Here is a 17,357-nt window from a genome sequence, read left to right on the forward strand (position 1 = left end):
CCGACTGGTTCGGGGCGTTTTTTATTGGGCGGGGGTTTATTCAAGACCGAGTCGTCTTCATCGCAGGCAAGCCAGCTCCCACAGTTGACCGAGTTGGAATGCGATCAATGTGGGAGCTGGCTTGCCTGCGATGGGGCCAACCCGGTTTAAAGCCCTACACCGAAAACCGCGCCACCATGGTGTTCAAATCCACCGCCAAGCGCGACAGCTCATGACTCGCCGCACTGGTCTGGTTCGCCCCCGCCGAGGTCTGCATCGCCAGGTCGCGAATATTCATCAGGTTGCGATCCACCTCCCGCGCCACCGCTGCCTGCTGCTCCGAGGCGCTGGCAATCACCAGGTTGCGCTCATTGATCAGGGTAAACGCCGAGGCAATCTCCTCCAGCGCAGTGCCCGCTGACTTGGCAATGTCCAGGGTCGCTCGCGCCCGACCGTTGCTCTGTTGCATGGCGCTGACCGCCTGATCGGTGCCCTGCTGAATCCCACCGATCATCTGCTCGATTTCCCGGGTCGATTGCTGGGTGCGATGGGCCAGGGCCCGCACTTCATCGGCCACCACCGCAAAACCACGCCCGGCCTCGCCGGCTCGCGCCGCCTCGATCGCCGCATTCAGCGCCAGTAGATTGGTCTGTTCGGCAATCGCGCGGATTACATCCAGCACCTTGCTGATGCCGTACACCTTCTGCGCCAGGTCCTCGACCTGGGTGGCGTTGGCGGTCACGTCGTCGGCCAGGGACTCAATCGACAGCACCGTCTGATGCACCTGCTCGCGCCCCTGCTGGGCAATGCGATCGGATTCGCGCGAGGCCTGGGAGGTAGCCACCGCGTTACTGGCCACCTCCTCCACCGCGGCGGTCATCTGATTGACCGCCGTGGCGGCCTGTTCGATTTCCTGGCTTTGCTGGTGCAGGCCACGGGTGGCGTCTTCGGTGACCGAACTGAGCTCCTCGGAAGCAGAGGCCAATTGGCTGGAGGATTGGGAAATACGCAGGATCGTCTCGCGCAGGTTTTCCTGCATGCTCTTGAGCGCCTGTTGCAGGCGCGCTGGCTCGTCCTTGCCGCTGACGGTGATCTCGCCGGTCAAGTCGCCGCTGGCCACCCCCTGGGCGACCCTCACCGACTGCGCCAGTGGCAATACGATGCTGCGGGTCAACAACACCGCCAGTCCCACGGTAATCAGCGCGGTCAGGGCAATCATGCCGATCACCCAGACTCGCGATTGACTGAACACTTGCTGGGCCAGGGTGGCCGCCTGGTTGGCGCTGACCTTGTTGAGGGTAACCAGTTCGCCGAGGGTGCCGGCCAACGCGTCGGCCAGGTGGTTCATCTCGCCGTTGACCACCTTGATCGCGTCTTCCACCTGGTTCTGCCGGGAAAACGCCATGACCTGCTCCTGGCGTTGCAGGTATTGCTGCTCCTCGAGCTTGAAGCGGTCAAACAGCACCCGCTCCTGGGGCAGGACTATCAGGGCATCGTACAGCGACTGCGCGTTGTGCAACTGCTTTTTGATATCGAGGATTTTCTGTTCATTCTGCGCCACTGCCTGTGGGTCGCGGTTGACCAACAGGCGCAAGGTCAAGGCCCGTACCCGCAGCAGGTCCTGATTCATTTCGCCGACGGCCATCACGCTGGGCAGCCAGTTGGTTTCCACCTGGTCCGACTGCGCACGCATATTGGCCATTTGCACCAAGGCGAACCCGCCGAGCACAAACACCATCAACGCCAACAATCCAAAACCCAGGCCTGCACGTGGAGCGATATTGAGACTTCGGATACTCATTGCTCGGACTCCTTCCAAGAGCGCTGCATCCACCTGCAGCGGGTTGCTCTTGAAAGGTATCGGCGTCTTCGACTTTTTGCGTAAGACGAAAACGCGATATCAAAACGCCTTTATCTGCCTAGCCCATGACTGTAGCGATTCAGCGCACGGTAAAGCTCTTCTGGGTCAGCAGGCGATCGCCCTGGAACACCATGAATCGCCACTCGCCCGGCACCACCTCGTGGCTTTCGGTGAACTCGTAGGCCATCACGTCCTGAGGCGCACCGGGCACCAGTTTCTGGGTCACTTCGAATTTGTCATGCCGCTGGCCATCAGCCGTGCGGATGCCTGGGGTGAAATAGAGCAAGGTCAGCGGCGTGTCTTCGGCGACCTTGCCCAACAACTGATAACGCAGGCCGAACTTGGTGCCCAGCTTGGCCGGCACCACGGTAGTGGCCTGGATCTGTTCGTTGCTGCGGCGCAACACACGCTCGCCCGACTGCAACTCGGCTTTCGGGCCTTCGAACACGCCGAACTCTACCGGGCCTTCAATACGGACTTCGGCGCCAGCCAGGCCGCTGATCATCATCAATGCCGCCAGGGCGCTTAAACGGGTGAGGTGCATAGTGGGCTCCTTGAGTGAGATGGCGGGAGCTTATGACACCGGTATGACGGGACGATGACAAACCCGATCAGCGCGCCTTGGGCAAGATCGCCAGGAAATTGTCCCGTGCGACTTTTCGCGCGACGTCTTCAGGCAAGGCATCGAGGAAGGGATTGAAGCTGCGCATTTCCTTACCCAACTTATTGAACCGCCCTACAACATCAGACCCCAGCATAAAGCGCTCCGGGAAGCGCTCCACCAGTTTCAACCACTCCGGCCGGGGCTTTCCCGCATCGTCGAGCAAGTACGGCGTGAGCACGCTCCAGGACAGGTCGATGTACAGGTTGGGATACGCCTCAAGCATGCGGATCAAGGTCGGCAACAGAAAATCCAACTGCGTCTGGTGCCGGTGGATTTCCATGCTGGTGCCGGCATGGGCCCAGATAAACCGGGTGTGCGGATGATTGCGCAGTGGTTCTTCGATTTCTGCCAGATACAGGGGGTTGCGTTCGCGCTTGGAGGTGATGTTGGAATGCACCAGTACTGGCAGGTCATTCTCGGCGGCCAGGTGATAGATGCGCGTCATGGCCTCGTTATTGGCCCGCGGCGTGTCACCGGAGGTCAGCGCGGTCAGGTCATCGTGGCGGGTGAACACTTCGCCGATGCCCTGCCACAGGCCCGGATAGAGGTCGAGCATGCGCTGGATATGGGCCTCGGAGTTCTTGTCATTGGGGTTGAAGCCGCTGAGGAACGGGTGCAAATGCTGGCGCTGCTCGGGGGCCAGCTTGCTGACCGCTGCGGCGACGATCACATCGGTGGCGCTGTACCAGTAGGCATCCGCGTCATCCCCGGCGTAATAGCGCGGGCGCTTGGGTTCGTCTTCATGCCATTTTTTCGCCACCGGGACGCCGGAAATCATCACATGCTCAATGCGATTGTCGGCCATGGCCTTGAGCAGCTTGTCCATGCCAGCTGTCTCCTGGAAGAAGTCGACGTAATGCAGGTGCGCGTCGCTGTAGGCATAGTCGCGGGCCTGTACGGCAAGGCTGCTGGCGGCAAGCAACAGGACGAGGGGCAGGCGGGTCCAGGGCACGGTAAAACCTCAACAGGGGATAAGTGCGGTAGACCTGCGACGGCGTGCCGGGGTTCATCCGATAAAAAACGCGGAACACTCAGGTGCCAGCATGCTCTATAACTGCATGACCTTCATCCTGCCACCTAGTGAGGCTTGCCATGCCTGTTATCGTCAATACGCTGAACACCGAGAATTTTCGCCATAGCGTCAACATCAATAACCATGAGCTGTTTACCGACCTGCCCAAGACCCTGGGTGGCGACGACTCGGCGCCCTCGCCCCACGATTACTTCGACGCGGCGCTGGCCTCGTGCAAGGCGCTGACCGTCAAGCTGTATGCGCAGAAAAAGGACATCCCCCTGACCGGTGTGACCGTGGAAGTCACCCACGACAGCACCGAGGAGCAAAAGGGCAAGTACAAGCTCAACGTCAAGCTGACCCTCAAGGGCGTGCTCACCGATGAGCAGCGCGCCGAGCTGCATCGCGTGGCCGACAAGTGCCCGGTGCATAAACTGATGACTACCGCCGAGATCAGCATCGAGACCCGGCTTGCCGAAGGCGCGTTCAGCCAATAACACCGATTCCCTGTCTGGCGGGTTATGCTCAAGCCCTACAAACCCGCTCAGACAGGGACGCTCCATGACCACCGTGACCGTGATTCGCCCGCGCGCCGAAGATGTCGAAGGCCAACCGATCCTGCGCCCGCTGCCCTCGCGGGAATGCCGCAGCGTCGGGCCTTTCGTGTTTTTCGACCATATGCTCCGAACCCGCTACGCCCCCGGCAGTGGCATGAATATCCGCCAGCATCCGCATATCGGCTTGTCCACTCTCACCTACCTGTTTGAAGGCGAACTGCTGCACAAAGACAGCCTCGGCTCCGATCAAGTGGTGCAGGCCGGTGATGTCAGCTGGATGACCGCCGGCAGCGCCATTGCCCACGTCGAACGCACACCCGACGCGCTCAAGGCCAAGGGGTTCGAGCTGCATGGCCTGCAGGTGTGGCTGGCCTCGCCCAAGGCACACGAGCAAGGGCCGGGGCATTACAGCCATCACCCTGCCAACAGCTTGCCGGTCAGTGACAACCTCGGCGTGGCGATCCGCATGATCGCCGGCAATGGCTTTTGCCTGGAATCACCGGTGCCGGTGCTGTCGCCGACGCTGTATGCCGAGGCTCATATGCAAACCGCCACCACCCTGCTGATTCCTCATGAGCATGAGGAACGGGCGGTGTATGTGCTCGACGGTGATGCGCAGTTGGATGGCGAACCTTTGGCAGTCCATAGCCTGGTGGTGTTGCCGGCGGGCCAGAGCATGACGCTGTTTGCCGAAACCGACTGCCATCTGGTGATCTTCGGCGGTGCGCCGCTGGATGGGCCTCGGCGGATCAACTGGAACTTTGTCGCCAGTGATCCGGCGTTGATCGAACAGGCTCGCCAGCGCTGGGCGGCTGGGGATTGGCCGACGGTGCCAGGGGAGACAGGGAGAATTGAGTTGCCTCTGAGATAGCTATCGTGGGCAAGCCCGCTCCCACAGCTGGAATGCATTCCAAAATGTGGGAGTGGGCTTGCCCGCGACGGGGCCAACTCAGGCGCTAAATATTCAGCCCTTGAACACTTCATCCAACAAATTATGCATCGCCTGGAACGCCCGCCCGGCAGTCTTGGCGTCGTACATCATCTTGCCCGGCACATTCGCCTGCGGGTCAGTGAACGAATGCACCGCGCCACCGTAGCTCAGCAATTGCCAATCCACCCCGGCCGCGTTCATCTCGTCTTTAAAGGCAGGCAACTGCTCCCTGGGCACCAACGGGTCAGACGCTCCATGCAGCACCAGCACCGAACCCTTGATGCGCTTGGCATCCGCCGGGTTTGGCGTGTCGAGGGTGCCATGGAACGACACCGCTGCCTTCAGCGACGCCCCGGTACGTGCCAGCTCCAGTGAACAGCAACCGCCAAAACAGAAGCCAAAGGTCGCCAGCTTCGAGGTATCGACCGCGGCTTCGGCCTGACCTTGCAGTTGCGCAAAAGCCGCCTGCATGCGCTTGTTCAGCAAGCCACGGTCATTTTTCAACGGCATCATCGCGGCGCCAGCTTCATCGCCATTGGACGGGCGCACCTGTTGCCCGTACAGATCGGCGATCAACACCACATAGCCCTTGCCGGCCACGGCCTTGGCGATCTCTTCGGCGCCTGCGCTGACGCCCATCCAGTTCGGCGCCATCAACAGGCCCGGCAGCGGGTCCGTGTGGCTGGCATCGAAGGCCAGGCGGCTTTCATAAGACTGGCCATCAATCTGATAGACCACGGAACGCACGGTGACTTGGCTCATCATTTTCTCCAGTTGATATGCACGAGAACGAAAAACCCCGCCGAAGCGGGGTTTTCTTGCAGCGTTGTTAAACCGACAGTTCAACCAACAGCTTGTTCAGTCGGCGCACGTAGGCGGCCGGGTCTTTCAAGCTGTCCCCTGCGGCCAGGGCCGCCTGGTCGAAGAGGATGTGCGACAGGTCGCCAAAACGCTCTTCACTCTGCTCGCCGTCGAGTTTCTCGATCAGCGGGTGAGCCGGGTTGAATTCGAAGATCGGCTTGGAATCCGGCACCTTCTGCCCGCTGGCTTCAAGGATCTGGCGCATCTGCATGCCCAGGTCCTGCTCGCCGATGGCCAGGATCGCCGGGGAGTCGGTCAGACGGTGGGAAACCCGCACTTCGCTGACGGCATCGCCCAGTGCGGTCTTGATGCGCTCAACCAGGCCTTCTTTGGCCTTGGCCACTTCTTCGGCTTCTTTCTTCTCTTCTTCGGAGTCCAGGTTACCCAGGTCCAGGTCACCACGGGCCACGTCGACGAAGGACTTACCGTCGAACTCGCTGAGGTAGCTCATCAGCCACTCGTCGATACGGTCGGTGAGCAGCAGCACTTCGATGCCTTTCTTGCGGAAGACTTCCAGGTGCGGGCTGTTCTTGACCTGAGCGTAGGTTTCGCCGGTCAGGTAGTAGATCTTGTCCTGACCTTCCTTGGCGCGCGCCAGGTACTCGGCCAGGGACACCACCTGCTCGCCGTCCTCGCCTTGAGTCGAGGCAAAACGCAGCAGGCCGGCGATTTTTTCCTTGTTGGCGAAATCTTCTGCCGGGCCTTCCTTCATGACCTGGCCGAAGTTTTTCCAGAAGCCCTTGTATTGCTCAGGCTCGTTCTTCGCCAGTTTTTCCAGCATGTCCAGCACACGCTTGGTCAGCGCCGACTTCATGGAATCGATGATCGGGTCTTTCTGCAGGATTTCCCGCGACACGTTCAGCGACAGGTCGTTGGAGTCAACCACGCCCTTGATAAAGCGCAGGTACAGCGGCAGGAAGGATTCCGCCTGATCCATCACGAATACGCGCTGCACATACAGCTTCAGGCCTTTCGGCGCTTCGCGCTGGTACAGGTCGAACGGAGCGCGGGCCGGGACGTACAGCAGCGAGCTGTATTCCAGCTTGCCTTCGACCTTGTTGTGGCTCCAGCTCAGCGGATTTTCGTAGTCATGGGCGATGTGCTTGTAGAACTCCTGGTACTCCTCGTCCTTGACCTCGGTACGCGGACGGGTCCACAGGGCGCTGGCGCGGTTGACCACTTCCCATTCCTGGGCAGGAGCCTCTTCGCCTTCGGCCGCCGCTTGTTCTTTCGGCAGTTCGATGGGCAGCGCGATGTGGTCGGAGTACTTCTTGATGATGTTGCGCAGGCGCCAGCCATCGGCGAATTCGTCTTCACCGGACTTCAGGTGCAGCACGATGCGGGTACCGCGATCAGCCTTGTCGACGGTGGCGATTTCAAATTCGCCCTCGCCTTTGGAAGACCAGTGCACGCCTTCGCTGGCGTCGAGACCGGCGCGGCGGCTGAACACTTCAACTTTGTCGGCGACGATAAAGGCCGAGTAGAAGCCCACGCCGAACTGGCCGATCAGGTGCGAATCTTTCTTCTGATCGCCCGAGAGGTTCTTCATGAAGTCGGCGGTGCCGGATTTGGCGATGGTGCCCAAATGGGTAATCGCGTCTTCACGGCTCATGCCGATGCCGTTGTCTTCGAGCGTGACGGTCTTGGCGTCCTTGTCGAAGCTCACACGGATTTTCAGTTCTGCGCCACCTTCCAGCAACTCAGGCTTGGACAGGGCTTCGAAACGTAATTTGTCGACAGCGTCAGAGGCGTTCGAGATCAATTCGCGAAGGAAGATTTCCTTGTTGGAATACAGCGAATGGATCATGAGGTGCAGCAGTTGCTTCACCTCGGTCTGGAAGCCCAGGGTTTCCTTTTGAGTTTCCACACTCATGGTCATCAAACTCCAATTGGATGGCAGTGGCCGCGCCCTAGAGGGTTGGCGGCGGGTTGTCATCAAAGTTGGGGGCTAAGACCAGGATTTCAAGGGTGGCCCTGCTCCTGAATCTTGAAATGCGCGCGAGCGGTAGCGATGGGCTCGGCAGGGGTGCTCTGCCAGGCAGTGATCGCCACATTGGCCACCCGCCGTCCCTGGCGCCACACCTGGCAGGTTGCGTAGGTGTCGCGAAACTGCCCGGCCCGCAAGTAATCCAGGGAAAAATCGACGATCTTCGGCAGGCCTGTTTCAACCCGTGGGGTGCCTGTAGCCACCCATAGATGAAAGGCCGCCGACAACTCCATAAACCCTGCGATCACCCCGCCATGGATGGCCGGCAATATCGGGTTACCAATATTGTCCTTGTTCGCCGGCATGCGGAACAACAACTCATCCCCCAGTCGCGTGCACTCGACGCCGATCAGGCGGGCATAGGGAATCAACTCGAGCAACGCCTTATAGTCGCCGCGTTGGTGGGCCTGCTGCATCCGGGTCTTGAATTGATGGGTCATGCCTGTTCTCCCTTGATGCTGCTGCCCAGCCCCTTGGTGCCCTTCAATCGCTTGCCCATGCGCATGAACGTGCCCACTACATGGGCAATCGGCTGCTGGGGATCGTCCTGGTAAGCAAAGCCCCGGGTGAAAATCACATCGGTGGTCACCCGATAACATTGGGCAAAGCCAAACACCGTCTTGTGCGGCTCGGCCGGGTGCATGTAGTCAATGCGCAGATCCAGGGTCGGGCAGACCTCGAACTCCGGCAGCACGCACAGGGTGGCCATGCCACAGGCGGTGTCCATCAGCGAGGTCAAGGCGCCGCCATGGATGATCCCGGTTTGCGGATCGCCGACGATCTGCGGGCTGTAGGGCAGGCACAAGGTCATGCCCTCGGTGTTTGCATCATGTACCTGGATCCCCAGCACCTGACAGTGGCGCAGGGCTGAGACAAAACGTGCGGCACGCTCTAAAAGGGGGCTATCGGTCATTGGGTAAAGACTCTTATTAGTAGTGATCCGGCGAAACAAATACCCCGGAAGAAAGTTCCTTGGCAAAACGGCTTATATATCTGTGGGATTAAAGGAACTAATGCGTGCACCCCATGCTCGAAAGGCCAGTAGATATCTTCAATAAGGAGAAACACCCCATGCGCAAGACTTTCGCTGTTTCCTTGATGTTGGCTGCCGCCCTTGGCCTCGCTGCCTGCGATAAAAAATCCGAGGACAAAGCTCAGGATGCCAACCAGCATGCTGAACAAGCTCAGGAAAAAATGAGCGAAGCTCAGGATAAAGTGAACGACGCTGCAAAAGAAAACGCCGAAGCCGCCAAAGCCCAAGCTGAATCTGACGCTGCCGCCGCTAAAGAAGCTGCACCCGCTACACCTGCAACCGGTTCCTGATACCGCGGTTTAAATACCATGTTGCAAAAGAAAGCCCGCTTAATAGCGGGCTTTACTTTGCGCGAGACTTTTATCAGATCAGCAAAGTGCGAAATGTCGGACTAAGCATCAACAACAGCGAACACAGCAACCCCACCAGCCACACCAGGCTGCGTTGCCACGCCAAGTCCGCCCAATAACACGCAAGATAGACTACCCGCGCAATCACAAAGATGATCGCCAGCCAGTCAATCAGGTAGCCCTGAGTCTGGGTGGTATGGGCCATCAATACCCCCACCGCAAACAAAATAAACGCTTCAAAACTGTTTTGATGAGCAGCCACCGCCCGCGCGCCAAAGCCGGTCAGTTGTGCCTGTTGATGGCGAGGCAGATGGTTGTCATACCCGCCCTGCTCTTTCATGGCCTTGCCCACCGGCATGCGCGCCACGAAAATCAGCAACGCGCTGATAAACACACACCAGAACGGAATACTCACGATGTTGCCTCCTTGTTCGCTTCAGGCATCGGTGCCTCTGTAGGGGTATAGACCATGACTTCCAGAACGTCGGAATGAAATTCACGCCGATACAACACCAGCACCACCCCGCTGCTCATCAGCATGAACAGCCAGGGGCTGACAAACCAGGCGAGCATGGTCATCCCGAAGTAATAGGAACGCAGGCCGAAGTTGAACTGGTTGGCGGCCATGGAGATCACCCGCGCCGCCCGCGAGGCAAACGCCTTGCGCTCCTGCTCGGAGACGTGGCGTTCACCGACCATCGGCGCTGAGCCAATCAGGATGGCGGCGAAGTTGTACTGGCGCATGCACCAACTGAAGGTAAAGAAGGCATAGACAAACACCAGGGCCAGGCACAGCAGCTTGATCTCCGACATGCCCTGGGATGCCTGCTGCACCATGGGAATGTCCGCCAGCAGCGACACCGCGCGCTCCGAGGCCCCCAGCACGGTGAGGATACCGGCGAGAATGATCAGGGTGCTGGAGGCAAAGAACGAGGCGTTGCGCTCCAGGTTGCCGATCACGCTGGCATCGGCGATGCGGTTGTCGCGCAGGAGCATGCGGCGCATCCAGTCTTCGCGATACAGGTGCAACACACTGGCGAGGCAGGCAGTGTCACGGGCTTTCCAACTGGCGTAGCGGGTGTATCCGCCCCAACAGATGACAAACCACAGCGCAGCAAGCAGGTGGATCAGGTTGGCTTCGACAAATGACATGCGGGTCCTCTAAACAATAGGGCTGGCTCACTCGGACAATGTGGGGCTTGCCTGCTCCCACACTGACCGTGTTCCTGATCTGGAAAACTCATAACCCCTTCGACGTTAGCCTGCAAAAAAAGACACCGCCGAGCGCCCATAAAAAATGCCCCGGATCGATAGATACGGGGCATTTCGATGTCAGCGTGTAACGAACGCTTTAAGCGATGGCTTCGCTGCGCTTGCCGAGCATGCGGTCGACCCCGAATGCAGCCACCAGGGTGATCACACAAGGCACCAGCCAGGCCAGGCCTTGTTCGCTCAATGGCAGGTTCGCCATTTGAGTGGGCATCCAGCCAGCCAGGCCTGCGCCCTTGAGTGCGTCAATGGTGCCGAAGATGAACGAAACTAGCATCACCGGGCCAAGGATACGGCCATGCTCATGCCAGAAATCCTTGCAGAAACTCAGGGCGACCAGAACGATGCACGGCGGGTAGATCGCGGTCAGGACCGGGATCGAGAACGCGATCAGCTTGGTCAGCCCCAGGTTGGACACCAGCAGCGAGAATGCGGCGAGGATCACCACCAGCGTCTTGTAGGACAGTGGCAACACCCGGCTGAAGTACTCGGCGCAGGCACAAGTCAGGCCCACGGCTGTTACCAGGCACGCCAGGGAAATCAGCACCGCGAGGAAGCCGCTGCCCAGGGAACCGAAGGTATGTTGTACGTAGGCGTGCAGTACCGCTGCGCCGTTGGCTGCACCGGCGGCCACTTCATGGCTGCCCGAACCGAGGCGGAACAGGCTGATGTACACCAATGCCAGGCCGAGGCCGGCAATCAGTCCGGCAATGATCGCGTAACGGGTGATCAGCTGTGGCGATTCAACGCCACGGGAGCGGATGGCGTTGACGATCACGATGCCAAACACCAGTGCGCCCAGGGTATCCATGGTCAGGTAACCATTGATAAAGCCCTGGGAGAACGGTGCGGCGACGTACTCTGGCGTAGCAACGCCAATATCACCCGCAGGCAGGGCAAAGGCCGCAATGCCCAGGACCGCCAGCGCAATGATCTTCAGTGGCGCGAGAAAACGGCCGACGGTATCCAACAGGCGCCCTGGATACAGGGAGATGAAGAACACCAGCAGGAAGTACACCGAGCTGTAGAGGAACAGTGCCAGCGGACTTTCGCCGGTCAGTGGCGCCAGGCCGACTTCAAAGGAGACTGTTGCGGTACGTGGCGTGGCGAACAGTGGGCCGACTGCCAGGTAGCACGCTGCAGCCAGGATGCCACCGGCGACCTTGCCGATAGGGCTGCTCAATGCGTCCATGCCACCGCCGACCTTGGCCAGGGCGATGACCGTGACCACCGGCAGGCCGACTGCAGTGATCAGGAAGCCCAGCGCTGCCATCCAGACATGGGGCCCGGACTGCAAACCGACGATAGGCGGGAAGATGATGTTACCAGCGCCCACGAACAGCGCAAAAGTCATAAAGCCCAACGCCAGGATATCCTGGCCTTTCAACACTTTCATTTGAGGAAATACCACACTACTGAATCGGAATTTAGAGGGGGATTCCCTATGGATGAGGGAAATACTGCCGGCCCTTATGGGGACCGACCGGTCTAGCACGCGGCTTCCTTTTGGGATGCGGGCGCATAAAGAGGCGGCAAGAGTACCGAATTTGTCTGACAAACGCACTGTTGCAGGGCGGACTGTCCGATAAGCGACACTTTGATGTCGCGTTTTCATACTTAACTTGGTAATAGAAACAAATGTGGGAGCGGGCTTGCTCGCGAATGCGGTGGGTCAGCACCGAATGTATCAACTGATACACCGCATTCGCGAGCAAGCCCGCTCCCACATTTTGATCTTCAGCAACCTGCAGAATGCACAAAGGCCACCCGAAGGTGGCCTTTGTGTGGTGAAGCGTCAGTTAAGCGCGAGGCTTACTTGATCGCCCAGCCAGTCAGCTCGGACAAAGCCTTGCCGATGTCTGCCAGCGAACGCACGGTTTTTACGCCTGCGTCTTCCAGGGCAGCAAACTTCTCGTCCGCAGTGCCTTTGCCGCCAGAGATGATTGCGCCAGCATGGCCCATGCGCTTGCCCGCAGGGGCAGTCACACCAGCGATGTAGGAAACAACCGGCTTGGTCACGTGTGCCTTGATGTAGGCAGCCGCTTCTTCTTCAGCCGAACCGCCGATCTCACCGATCATTACGATCGCTTCGGTCTTCGGGTCTTCCTGGAACAGTTTCAGGATGTCGATGAAGTTCGAGCCTGGGATCGGGTCACCGCCGATGCCGACGCAAGTCGACTGACCGAAACCGGCGTCAGTGGTCTGCTTCACAGCTTCGTAGGTCAGGGTGCCGGAACGGGAAACGATACCGACTTTACCTGGCAAGTGAATGTGACCTGGCATGATGCCGATCTTGCATTCGCCTGGAGTGATCACGCCTGGGCAGTTAGGGCCGATCAGGGTAACACCCAGCTCGTCGCACTTAACTTTAGCGTCCAGCATGTCCAGGGTAGGAATGCCTTCGGTGATGCAAACGATCAGCTTGATGCCGCCGAATGCTGCTTCCAGGATGGAATCCTTGCAGAAAGGAGCTGGAACGTAGATCACGCTGGCGGTGGCGCCAGTTTGAGCAACAGCTTCTTTCACGGTGTTGAACACTGGCAGGCCCAGGTGCTCGGTGCCGCCTTTGCCCGGAGTGACGCCACCGACCATCTTGGTGCCGTATTCGAGGGCTTGCTGGGTGTGGAAGCTACCTTGCGAACCGGTAATACCCTGGCAGATAACTTTGGTGTCTTTATTGATCAGGACGCTCATTATTTGCCCTCCGCAGCTTTGACAACTTGTTGAGCAGCGTCGGTCAGGCTGGTTGCAGCGATGATGTTCAAACCGCTTTCTGCCAGTACTTTAGCGCCCAGTTCAGCGTTGTTACCTTCAAGGCGTACAACAACCGGGATTTTCACGCCGACTTCTTTCACTGCACCGATGATGCCTTCGGCAATCATGTCGCAACGAACGATGCCGCCGAAGATGTTGACCAGTACTGCAGCGACGTTGGAGTCGGACAGGATGATCTTGAACGCTTCGGTAACGCGTTCTTTGGTGGCACCGCCGCCTACGTCGAGGAAGTTGGCTGGCTTGCCGCCATGCAGGTTGACAATGTCCATGGTACCCATGGCCAGGCCAGCACCGTTGACCATGCAACCGATGTTACCTTCCAGGGCTACGTAGTTCAGTTCGAACTTGGCAGCGTGCGCTTCGCGCGGATCGTCTTGCGACGGATCGTGGAAAGTCTTCAGCTTAGGCTGACGGTACATGGCGTTGGCGTCGATGTTGATCTTGGCATCGAGGCAATGCAGATCGCCGTCAGCCTTGATCACCAGCGGGTTCACTTCCAGCAGGGCCAGATCGTGATCCTGGAACAGTTTGGCCAGACCTACGAAGATCTTGGCGAACTGGGCAACTTGCTTGCCTTCCAGGCCCAGCTGGAAAGCCAGCTCGCGACCCTGGAATGGCTGAGCGCCAACCAGTGGGTCGATAGTGGCTTTCAGAATTTTTTCTGGGGTTTCGTGAGCGATCTTCTCGATGTCCACGCCACCTTCGGTGGAAGCCATGAACACGATGCGACGGCTCGAACGGTCAACGACAGCGCCCAGGTACAGCTCTTTAGCGATATCAGTGCACGATTCAACCAGGATCTTGGTGACTGGCTGGCCATTGGCGTCAGTCTGGTAAGTCACCAGACGCTTGCCCAGCCACTGCTGTGCGAAGGCCTTGGCGTCTTCTTTGCTGCGAACCAGCTTAACGCCGCCCGCTTTACCGCGACCACCAGCGTGGACCTGGGCTTTGACAACCCATTCAGTGCCGCCGATTTTGTCGCAAGCTTCTGCTGCTGCTTCCGGGGTGTCTACTGCGTAGCCCTTGGAAACTGGCAGGCCGTACTCAGCGAACAGCTGCTTACCCTGATACTCGTGAAGATTCATGCTTTTTACCGTCTTCGTTAGGTACTGCGCATTCGGCGCTGCGCTCATTATGAGTGCCGCGCCACCTGTGACTGCTGCTTGCCCAACTTCGCCGCCCTAGGGCCGGCAAAGCTGCGCAAGACTGCGTCCAGCGGATATTCCGCGGTGAGTCTTGCGCGCAAGGCTCACGACGGGCAACCGCCGTGGTTTCTTATTATCTCGCTTAGCGCTTCTTCTTGTTGGCAATGTGGATGGCATGGCCATTCACTGCCAACGCGGCTTCGTGCAGCGCTTCAGACAGGGTCGGATGGGAGAAAACCATCATGCCGATGTCTTCGGCGCTGGTGCCGAATTCCATACCGATAGCGCCCTGCTGAACCAGTTCTGCTGCGCCTGGGCCAATTACGTGGACACCCAGTACGCGGTCAGTCTTGGCATCAGCGATGACTTTGACAAAACCGCCAGTGTCGTTCGCTGCCATGGCACGGCCAGAAGCGGCAAACGGGAAGGTGCCGACGTTAACTTCAACGCCTTCAGCTTTCAACTGCTGTTCGTTCTTCCCGACCCATGCAATTTCCGGGTGGGTGTAGATAACCGAAGGGATCAGGTCGTAGTTCATCTGGGTCTTGTGACCCTTGATGCGCTCAACCACCATGATGCCTTCTTCGGATGCCTTGTGTGCCAGCATCATGCCGCGAACCACGTCACCGATGGCATAGACGCCAGGCACGGTGGTAGCGCAGTGATCGTCGACGTGGACAAAGCCGCGCTCGTCGATGGTCACGCCGCTGTCAGAGGCCAGCAGATCAGCGGTCACTGGACGGCGACCAACGGCAACGATCAGCTTGTCGAAAGTGATGGTCTGTTCGCCATCCTTGTCGGTGTAGGTCACGACAACTTCTTCGCCGTTGACTTTCGAACCGGTCACGCGTGCGCCCAGCTTGATGTCCAGACCTTGTTTGGTCAGGGTTTTCAGCGCTTCTTTGGACACCGCGGTGTCGGCAGCCAGCAGGAACGTGTCCAGGGCTTCCAGCACGGTCACTTGCGAACCCAGACGGGACCAGACCGAACCCAGCTCCAGGCCGATTACGCCAGCGCCAATCACGCCCAGGCGTTTCGGTACCGATTGGAATTCCAGGGCGCCGGTCGAATCGACGATCACGTTCTGATCAACAGGAGCCGGTGGAATGTCGATTGGACGCGAACCTGGAGCCAGGATCACGTTCTCGGCTTCGATGATTTCGGTCGAACCGTCTGGCTTGGTGATTTCAACTTTCTTGCCGGCCAGCAGTTTGCCGTGACCTTGCAGGGAAGTGACGCCATTGGCCTTGAACAGGGTAGCAACGCCAGAGGTCAGGCCTTTGACGATGTTGGCCTTGCGGCCGACCATTGCTGGCACGTCCATGGTCACGCCAGCGTGGTTGATGCCGTGGATGGCAAAACCGTCCTGGGCTTCGTGGAATTTCCAGGAGCTGTCCAGCAGCGCCTTGGAAGGAATGCAACCGACGTTCAGGCAGGTACCGCCCAGGGCCAGTTTGCCTTCCTTGTCAGTGTATTTTTCGATGCACGCAGTCGAGAAGCCCAGTTGTGCGGCCTTGATGGCGGCCACGTAGCCGCCAGGGCCCGCACCGATCACTACAACGTCAAATTTCTGTGTCATGAAAATAGATCCTCTATTTGCGACAAGCTTTTAGCTCCAAGCTGCAAGCCAAGCTGATTTTTCCTACAGCTTGTAGCCCGCAACTTGAAGCTGCTTCTATCAGATATCCAGGAGCAGGCGAGCCGGGTCTTCCAGCAGATTCTTGATGGTCACCAGGAACGTAACGGCTTCCTTACCATCGATCAGGCGGTGATCGTAGGACAGCGCCAGGTACATCATCGGACGGATCACGACCTGGCCGTTGATGGCCATCGGACGCTGGATGATGTTGTGCATGCCCAGGATCGCAGCTTGCGGCGGGTTGACGATCGGGGTCGACATCATCGAACCGAAAGTACCACCGTTAGTGATCGTGAAGGTACCGCCGGTCATCTCGTCGATGGTCAGCTTGCCGTCACGGGCTTTCTTGCCGAAGCCAGCGATGCCGCCTTCGATTTCAGCCAGGCTCATCAGTTCGGCGTTACGCAGGACCGGAACCACCAGGCCACGGTCGCTGGAGACGGCAACGCCGACGTCTGCATAACCGTGGTAAACGATGTCGCTGCCGTCGATGGAAGCGTTGACTGCCGGGAAACGCTTCAGCGCTTCGGTGGCCGCTTTCACGAAGAACGACATGAAGCCCAGGCGCACGCCGTTGTGGGACTTCTCGAACAGATCCTTGTACTTCGAACGCAGGGCCATGACTTCAGTCATGTCGACTTCGTTGAAAGTGGTCAGCATCGCCATGTTCGACTGTGCTTCAACCAGGCGCTTGGCCACGGTGGCACGCACACGGGTCATTGGCACGCGCTTCTCGGTGCGGTCGCCAGCGGCGAACACAGGCGCAGCGGCAGCCGGGGCAGCAGCCTTGGCAGGTGCGGCAGCCGGAGCGTTTTTCTTGGCTTCAACAGCAGCAACCACGTCTTCCTTGGTCACACGGCCGTCTTTGCCAGTGCCTTTGATGGAAGCCAGGTTGATGCCGTTTTCTTCAGCCAGCTGACGTGCAGCCGGTGCAGCGATTGGATCTTCACCACCAGCAGCCGGAGCGGCAGCAGCAGGTGCAGCAGGTGCAGCAGCCGGAGCAGCAGCAGCGGCGGCTGGAGCGGCGGCGGCAGCGCTGCCCGCTTCGATCGAGCCCAGTACCTGGTTGGACAGGACGGTTGCACCTTCTTCGGCAACGATGGCGCCCAGGACGCCGTCGGCTTCGGCCAACACTTCCAGGACGACTTTGTCAGTCTCGATGTCGACGATCAGGTCGTCACGCTTGACGGCCTCGCCTGGTTTCTTGTGCCAGGTGGCAACGGTGCCATCGGCAACCGATTCCGGGAATGACGGGGCTTTGATTTCGATAGCCATTATCTGTGGGTCCTTAAAA

Annotated in this window: 17 protein-coding genes; 3 read left to right on the forward strand and 14 right to left on the reverse strand. The window is 59.0% G+C overall.

Going from position 1 to position 17,357, the window contains the following annotated elements; genetic code table 11:
* Window positions 1-154: 154 nt before the first annotated feature.
* From HBO05_RS12830 to HBO05_RS12840, 3 genes are all read right to left on the reverse strand, one after another.
* Entirely contained in the window at window positions 155-1,780 is a 1,626-nt protein-coding gene (locus HBO05_RS12830; protein WP_169956502.1) for a methyl-accepting chemotaxis protein, read from the reverse strand.
* Between the two features lie 139 nt (window positions 1,781-1,919).
* Window positions 1,920-2,384 (reverse strand): DUF3859 domain-containing protein, encoded by a 465-nt coding sequence (locus HBO05_RS12835; RefSeq protein ID WP_169956500.1) that lies wholly within the window; start codon window positions 2,382-2,384, stop codon window positions 1,920-1,922.
* 67 nt (window positions 2,385-2,451) lie between these two features.
* A complete protein-coding gene (locus tag HBO05_RS12840) occupies window positions 2,452-3,456 on the reverse strand; it encodes an amidohydrolase family protein (RefSeq protein ID WP_170042648.1) in 1,005 nt (334 codons plus the stop codon).
* A gap of 140 nt (window positions 3,457-3,596) precedes the next feature.
* On the opposite strand from HBO05_RS12840, the gene HBO05_RS12845 reads away from it, so the two are divergent.
* Together HBO05_RS12845 and HBO05_RS12850 are read left to right on the forward strand one after the other, a co-directional pair.
* Window positions 3,597-4,013: an OsmC family protein gene (locus HBO05_RS12845; RefSeq protein WP_170042647.1), complete on the forward strand. Its 417-nt coding sequence runs from the start codon at window positions 3,597-3,599 to the stop codon at window positions 4,011-4,013.
* Window positions 4,014-4,077: 64 nt separating this feature from the next.
* Window positions 4,078-4,944, forward strand: a complete 867-nt coding sequence (locus tag HBO05_RS12850; RefSeq protein WP_170042646.1) for a pirin family protein — start codon at window positions 4,078-4,080, stop codon at window positions 4,942-4,944.
* 93 nt (window positions 4,945-5,037) lie between these two features.
* On the opposite strand, the gene HBO05_RS12855 is transcribed toward HBO05_RS12850, so the two are convergent.
* The 4 genes from HBO05_RS12855 to HBO05_RS12870 form a co-directional block, all read right to left on the reverse strand.
* Window positions 5,038-5,766 (reverse strand): dienelactone hydrolase family protein, encoded by a 729-nt coding sequence (locus HBO05_RS12855; protein ID WP_170042645.1) that lies wholly within the window; start codon window positions 5,764-5,766, stop codon window positions 5,038-5,040.
* 67 nt (window positions 5,767-5,833) lie between these two features.
* Window positions 5,834-7,738 carry a molecular chaperone HtpG gene (gene htpG / locus HBO05_RS12860; RefSeq protein ID WP_169956490.1) on the reverse strand — a complete coding sequence of 635 codons (1,905 nt, stop codon included), beginning with the start codon at window positions 7,736-7,738 and terminating at the stop codon, window positions 5,834-5,836.
* 89 nt (window positions 7,739-7,827) lie between these two features.
* A complete protein-coding gene (locus HBO05_RS12865; protein WP_169956488.1) occupies window positions 7,828-8,292 on the reverse strand; it encodes a PaaI family thioesterase in 465 nt (154 codons plus the stop codon).
* Entirely contained in the window at window positions 8,289-8,765 is a 477-nt protein-coding gene (locus tag HBO05_RS12870; protein ID WP_172312808.1) for a PaaI family thioesterase, read from the reverse strand. Before HBO05_RS12870 ends, HBO05_RS12865 begins: the two co-directional genes overlap by 4 nt.
* 158 nt (window positions 8,766-8,923) lie before the next feature.
* Between HBO05_RS12870 and HBO05_RS12875 the strand changes: the two genes are divergently transcribed.
* Entirely contained in the window at window positions 8,924-9,175 is a 252-nt protein-coding gene (locus HBO05_RS12875; protein WP_029292691.1) for a hypothetical protein, read from the forward strand.
* Between the two features lie 73 nt (window positions 9,176-9,248).
* Here HBO05_RS12875 and HBO05_RS12880 read toward each other — a convergent pair whose 3' ends face one another.
* From HBO05_RS12880 to odhB, 7 genes are all read right to left on the reverse strand, one after another.
* A complete protein-coding gene (locus HBO05_RS12880) occupies window positions 9,249-9,650 on the reverse strand; it encodes an MAPEG family protein (RefSeq protein WP_169956484.1) in 402 nt (133 codons plus the stop codon).
* Window positions 9,647-10,387: a DUF599 family protein gene (locus HBO05_RS12885; RefSeq protein WP_169956482.1), complete on the reverse strand. Its 741-nt coding sequence runs from the start codon at window positions 10,385-10,387 to the stop codon at window positions 9,647-9,649. Before HBO05_RS12885 ends, HBO05_RS12880 begins: the two co-directional genes overlap by 4 nt.
* Window positions 10,388-10,586: 199 nt before the next feature.
* Window positions 10,587-11,900, reverse strand: coding sequence for a branched-chain amino acid transport system II carrier protein (gene brnQ / locus HBO05_RS12890; RefSeq protein ID WP_169956480.1), 1,314 nt, complete (start codon window positions 11,898-11,900; stop codon window positions 10,587-10,589).
* A gap of 416 nt (window positions 11,901-12,316) precedes the next feature.
* Window positions 12,317-13,198: a succinate--CoA ligase subunit alpha gene (gene sucD, locus HBO05_RS12895; protein ID WP_057438865.1), complete on the reverse strand. Its 882-nt coding sequence runs from the start codon at window positions 13,196-13,198 to the stop codon at window positions 12,317-12,319.
* The gene (gene sucC / locus HBO05_RS12900; protein ID WP_003233235.1) at window positions 13,198-14,364 is read right to left on the reverse strand and encodes an ADP-forming succinate--CoA ligase subunit beta; all 1,167 of its coding nucleotides are present in this window, start codon (window positions 14,362-14,364) and stop codon (window positions 13,198-13,200) included. Before sucC ends, sucD begins: the two co-directional genes overlap by 1 nt.
* A gap of 202 nt (window positions 14,365-14,566) precedes the next feature.
* Window positions 14,567-16,003 (reverse strand): dihydrolipoyl dehydrogenase, encoded by a 1,437-nt coding sequence (gene lpdA / locus HBO05_RS12905; RefSeq protein WP_169956478.1) that lies wholly within the window; start codon window positions 16,001-16,003, stop codon window positions 14,567-14,569.
* Window positions 16,004-16,102: 99 nt separating this feature from the next.
* Window positions 16,103-17,338 carry a 2-oxoglutarate dehydrogenase complex dihydrolipoyllysine-residue succinyltransferase gene (odhB, locus tag HBO05_RS12910; RefSeq protein WP_172312810.1) on the reverse strand — a complete coding sequence of 412 codons (1,236 nt, stop codon included), beginning with the start codon at window positions 17,336-17,338 and terminating at the stop codon, window positions 16,103-16,105.
* Window positions 17,339-17,357: the final 19 nt, after the last annotated feature.

The organism is Pseudomonas sp. WS 5079 (genome assembly GCF_012985465.1).
Lineage (GTDB): Bacteria > Pseudomonadota > Gammaproteobacteria > Pseudomonadales > Pseudomonadaceae > Aquipseudomonas.

Coding starts and splice junctions, on each gene's coding strand:
- HBO05_RS12830 (WP_169956502.1), bottom strand. CDS start 1,780: ATGAGTATCCGAAGTCTCAATATCGCTCCACGTGCAGGCCTGGGTTTT.
- HBO05_RS12835 (WP_169956500.1), bottom strand. CDS start 2,384: ATGCACCTCACCCGTTTAAGCGCCCTGGCGGCATTGATGATGATCAGC.
- HBO05_RS12845 (WP_170042647.1), top strand. CDS start 3,597: ATGCCTGTTATCGTCAATACGCTGAACACCGAGAATTTTCGCCATAGC.
- HBO05_RS12850 (WP_170042646.1), top strand. CDS start 4,078: ATGACCACCGTGACCGTGATTCGCCCGCGCGCCGAAGATGTCGAAGGC.
- HBO05_RS12855 (WP_170042645.1), bottom strand. CDS start 5,766: ATGAGCCAAGTCACCGTGCGTTCCGTGGTCTATCAGATTGATGGCCAG.
- htpG (WP_169956490.1), bottom strand. CDS start 7,738: ATGAGTGTGGAAACTCAAAAGGAAACCCTGGGCTTCCAGACCGAGGTG.
- HBO05_RS12865 (WP_169956488.1), bottom strand. CDS start 8,292: ATGACCCATCAATTCAAGACCCGGATGCAGCAGGCCCACCAACGCGGC.
- HBO05_RS12870 (WP_172312808.1), bottom strand. CDS start 8,765: ATGACCGATAGCCCCCTTTTAGAGCGTGCCGCACGTTTTGTCTCAGCC.
- HBO05_RS12875 (WP_029292691.1), top strand. CDS start 8,924: ATGCGCAAGACTTTCGCTGTTTCCTTGATGTTGGCTGCCGCCCTTGGC.
- HBO05_RS12885 (WP_169956482.1), bottom strand. CDS start 10,387: ATGTCATTTGTCGAAGCCAACCTGATCCACCTGCTTGCTGCGCTGTGG.
- brnQ (WP_169956480.1), bottom strand. CDS start 11,900: ATGAAAGTGTTGAAAGGCCAGGATATCCTGGCGTTGGGCTTTATGACT.
- sucD (WP_057438865.1), bottom strand. CDS start 13,198: ATGAGCGTCCTGATCAATAAAGACACCAAAGTTATCTGCCAGGGTATT.
- sucC (WP_003233235.1), bottom strand. CDS start 14,364: ATGAATCTTCACGAGTATCAGGGTAAGCAGCTGTTCGCTGAGTACGGC.
- lpdA (WP_169956478.1), bottom strand. CDS start 16,003: ATGACACAGAAATTTGACGTTGTAGTGATCGGTGCGGGCCCTGGCGGC.
- odhB (WP_172312810.1), bottom strand. CDS start 17,338: ATGGCTATCGAAATCAAAGCCCCGTCATTCCCGGAATCGGTTGCCGAT.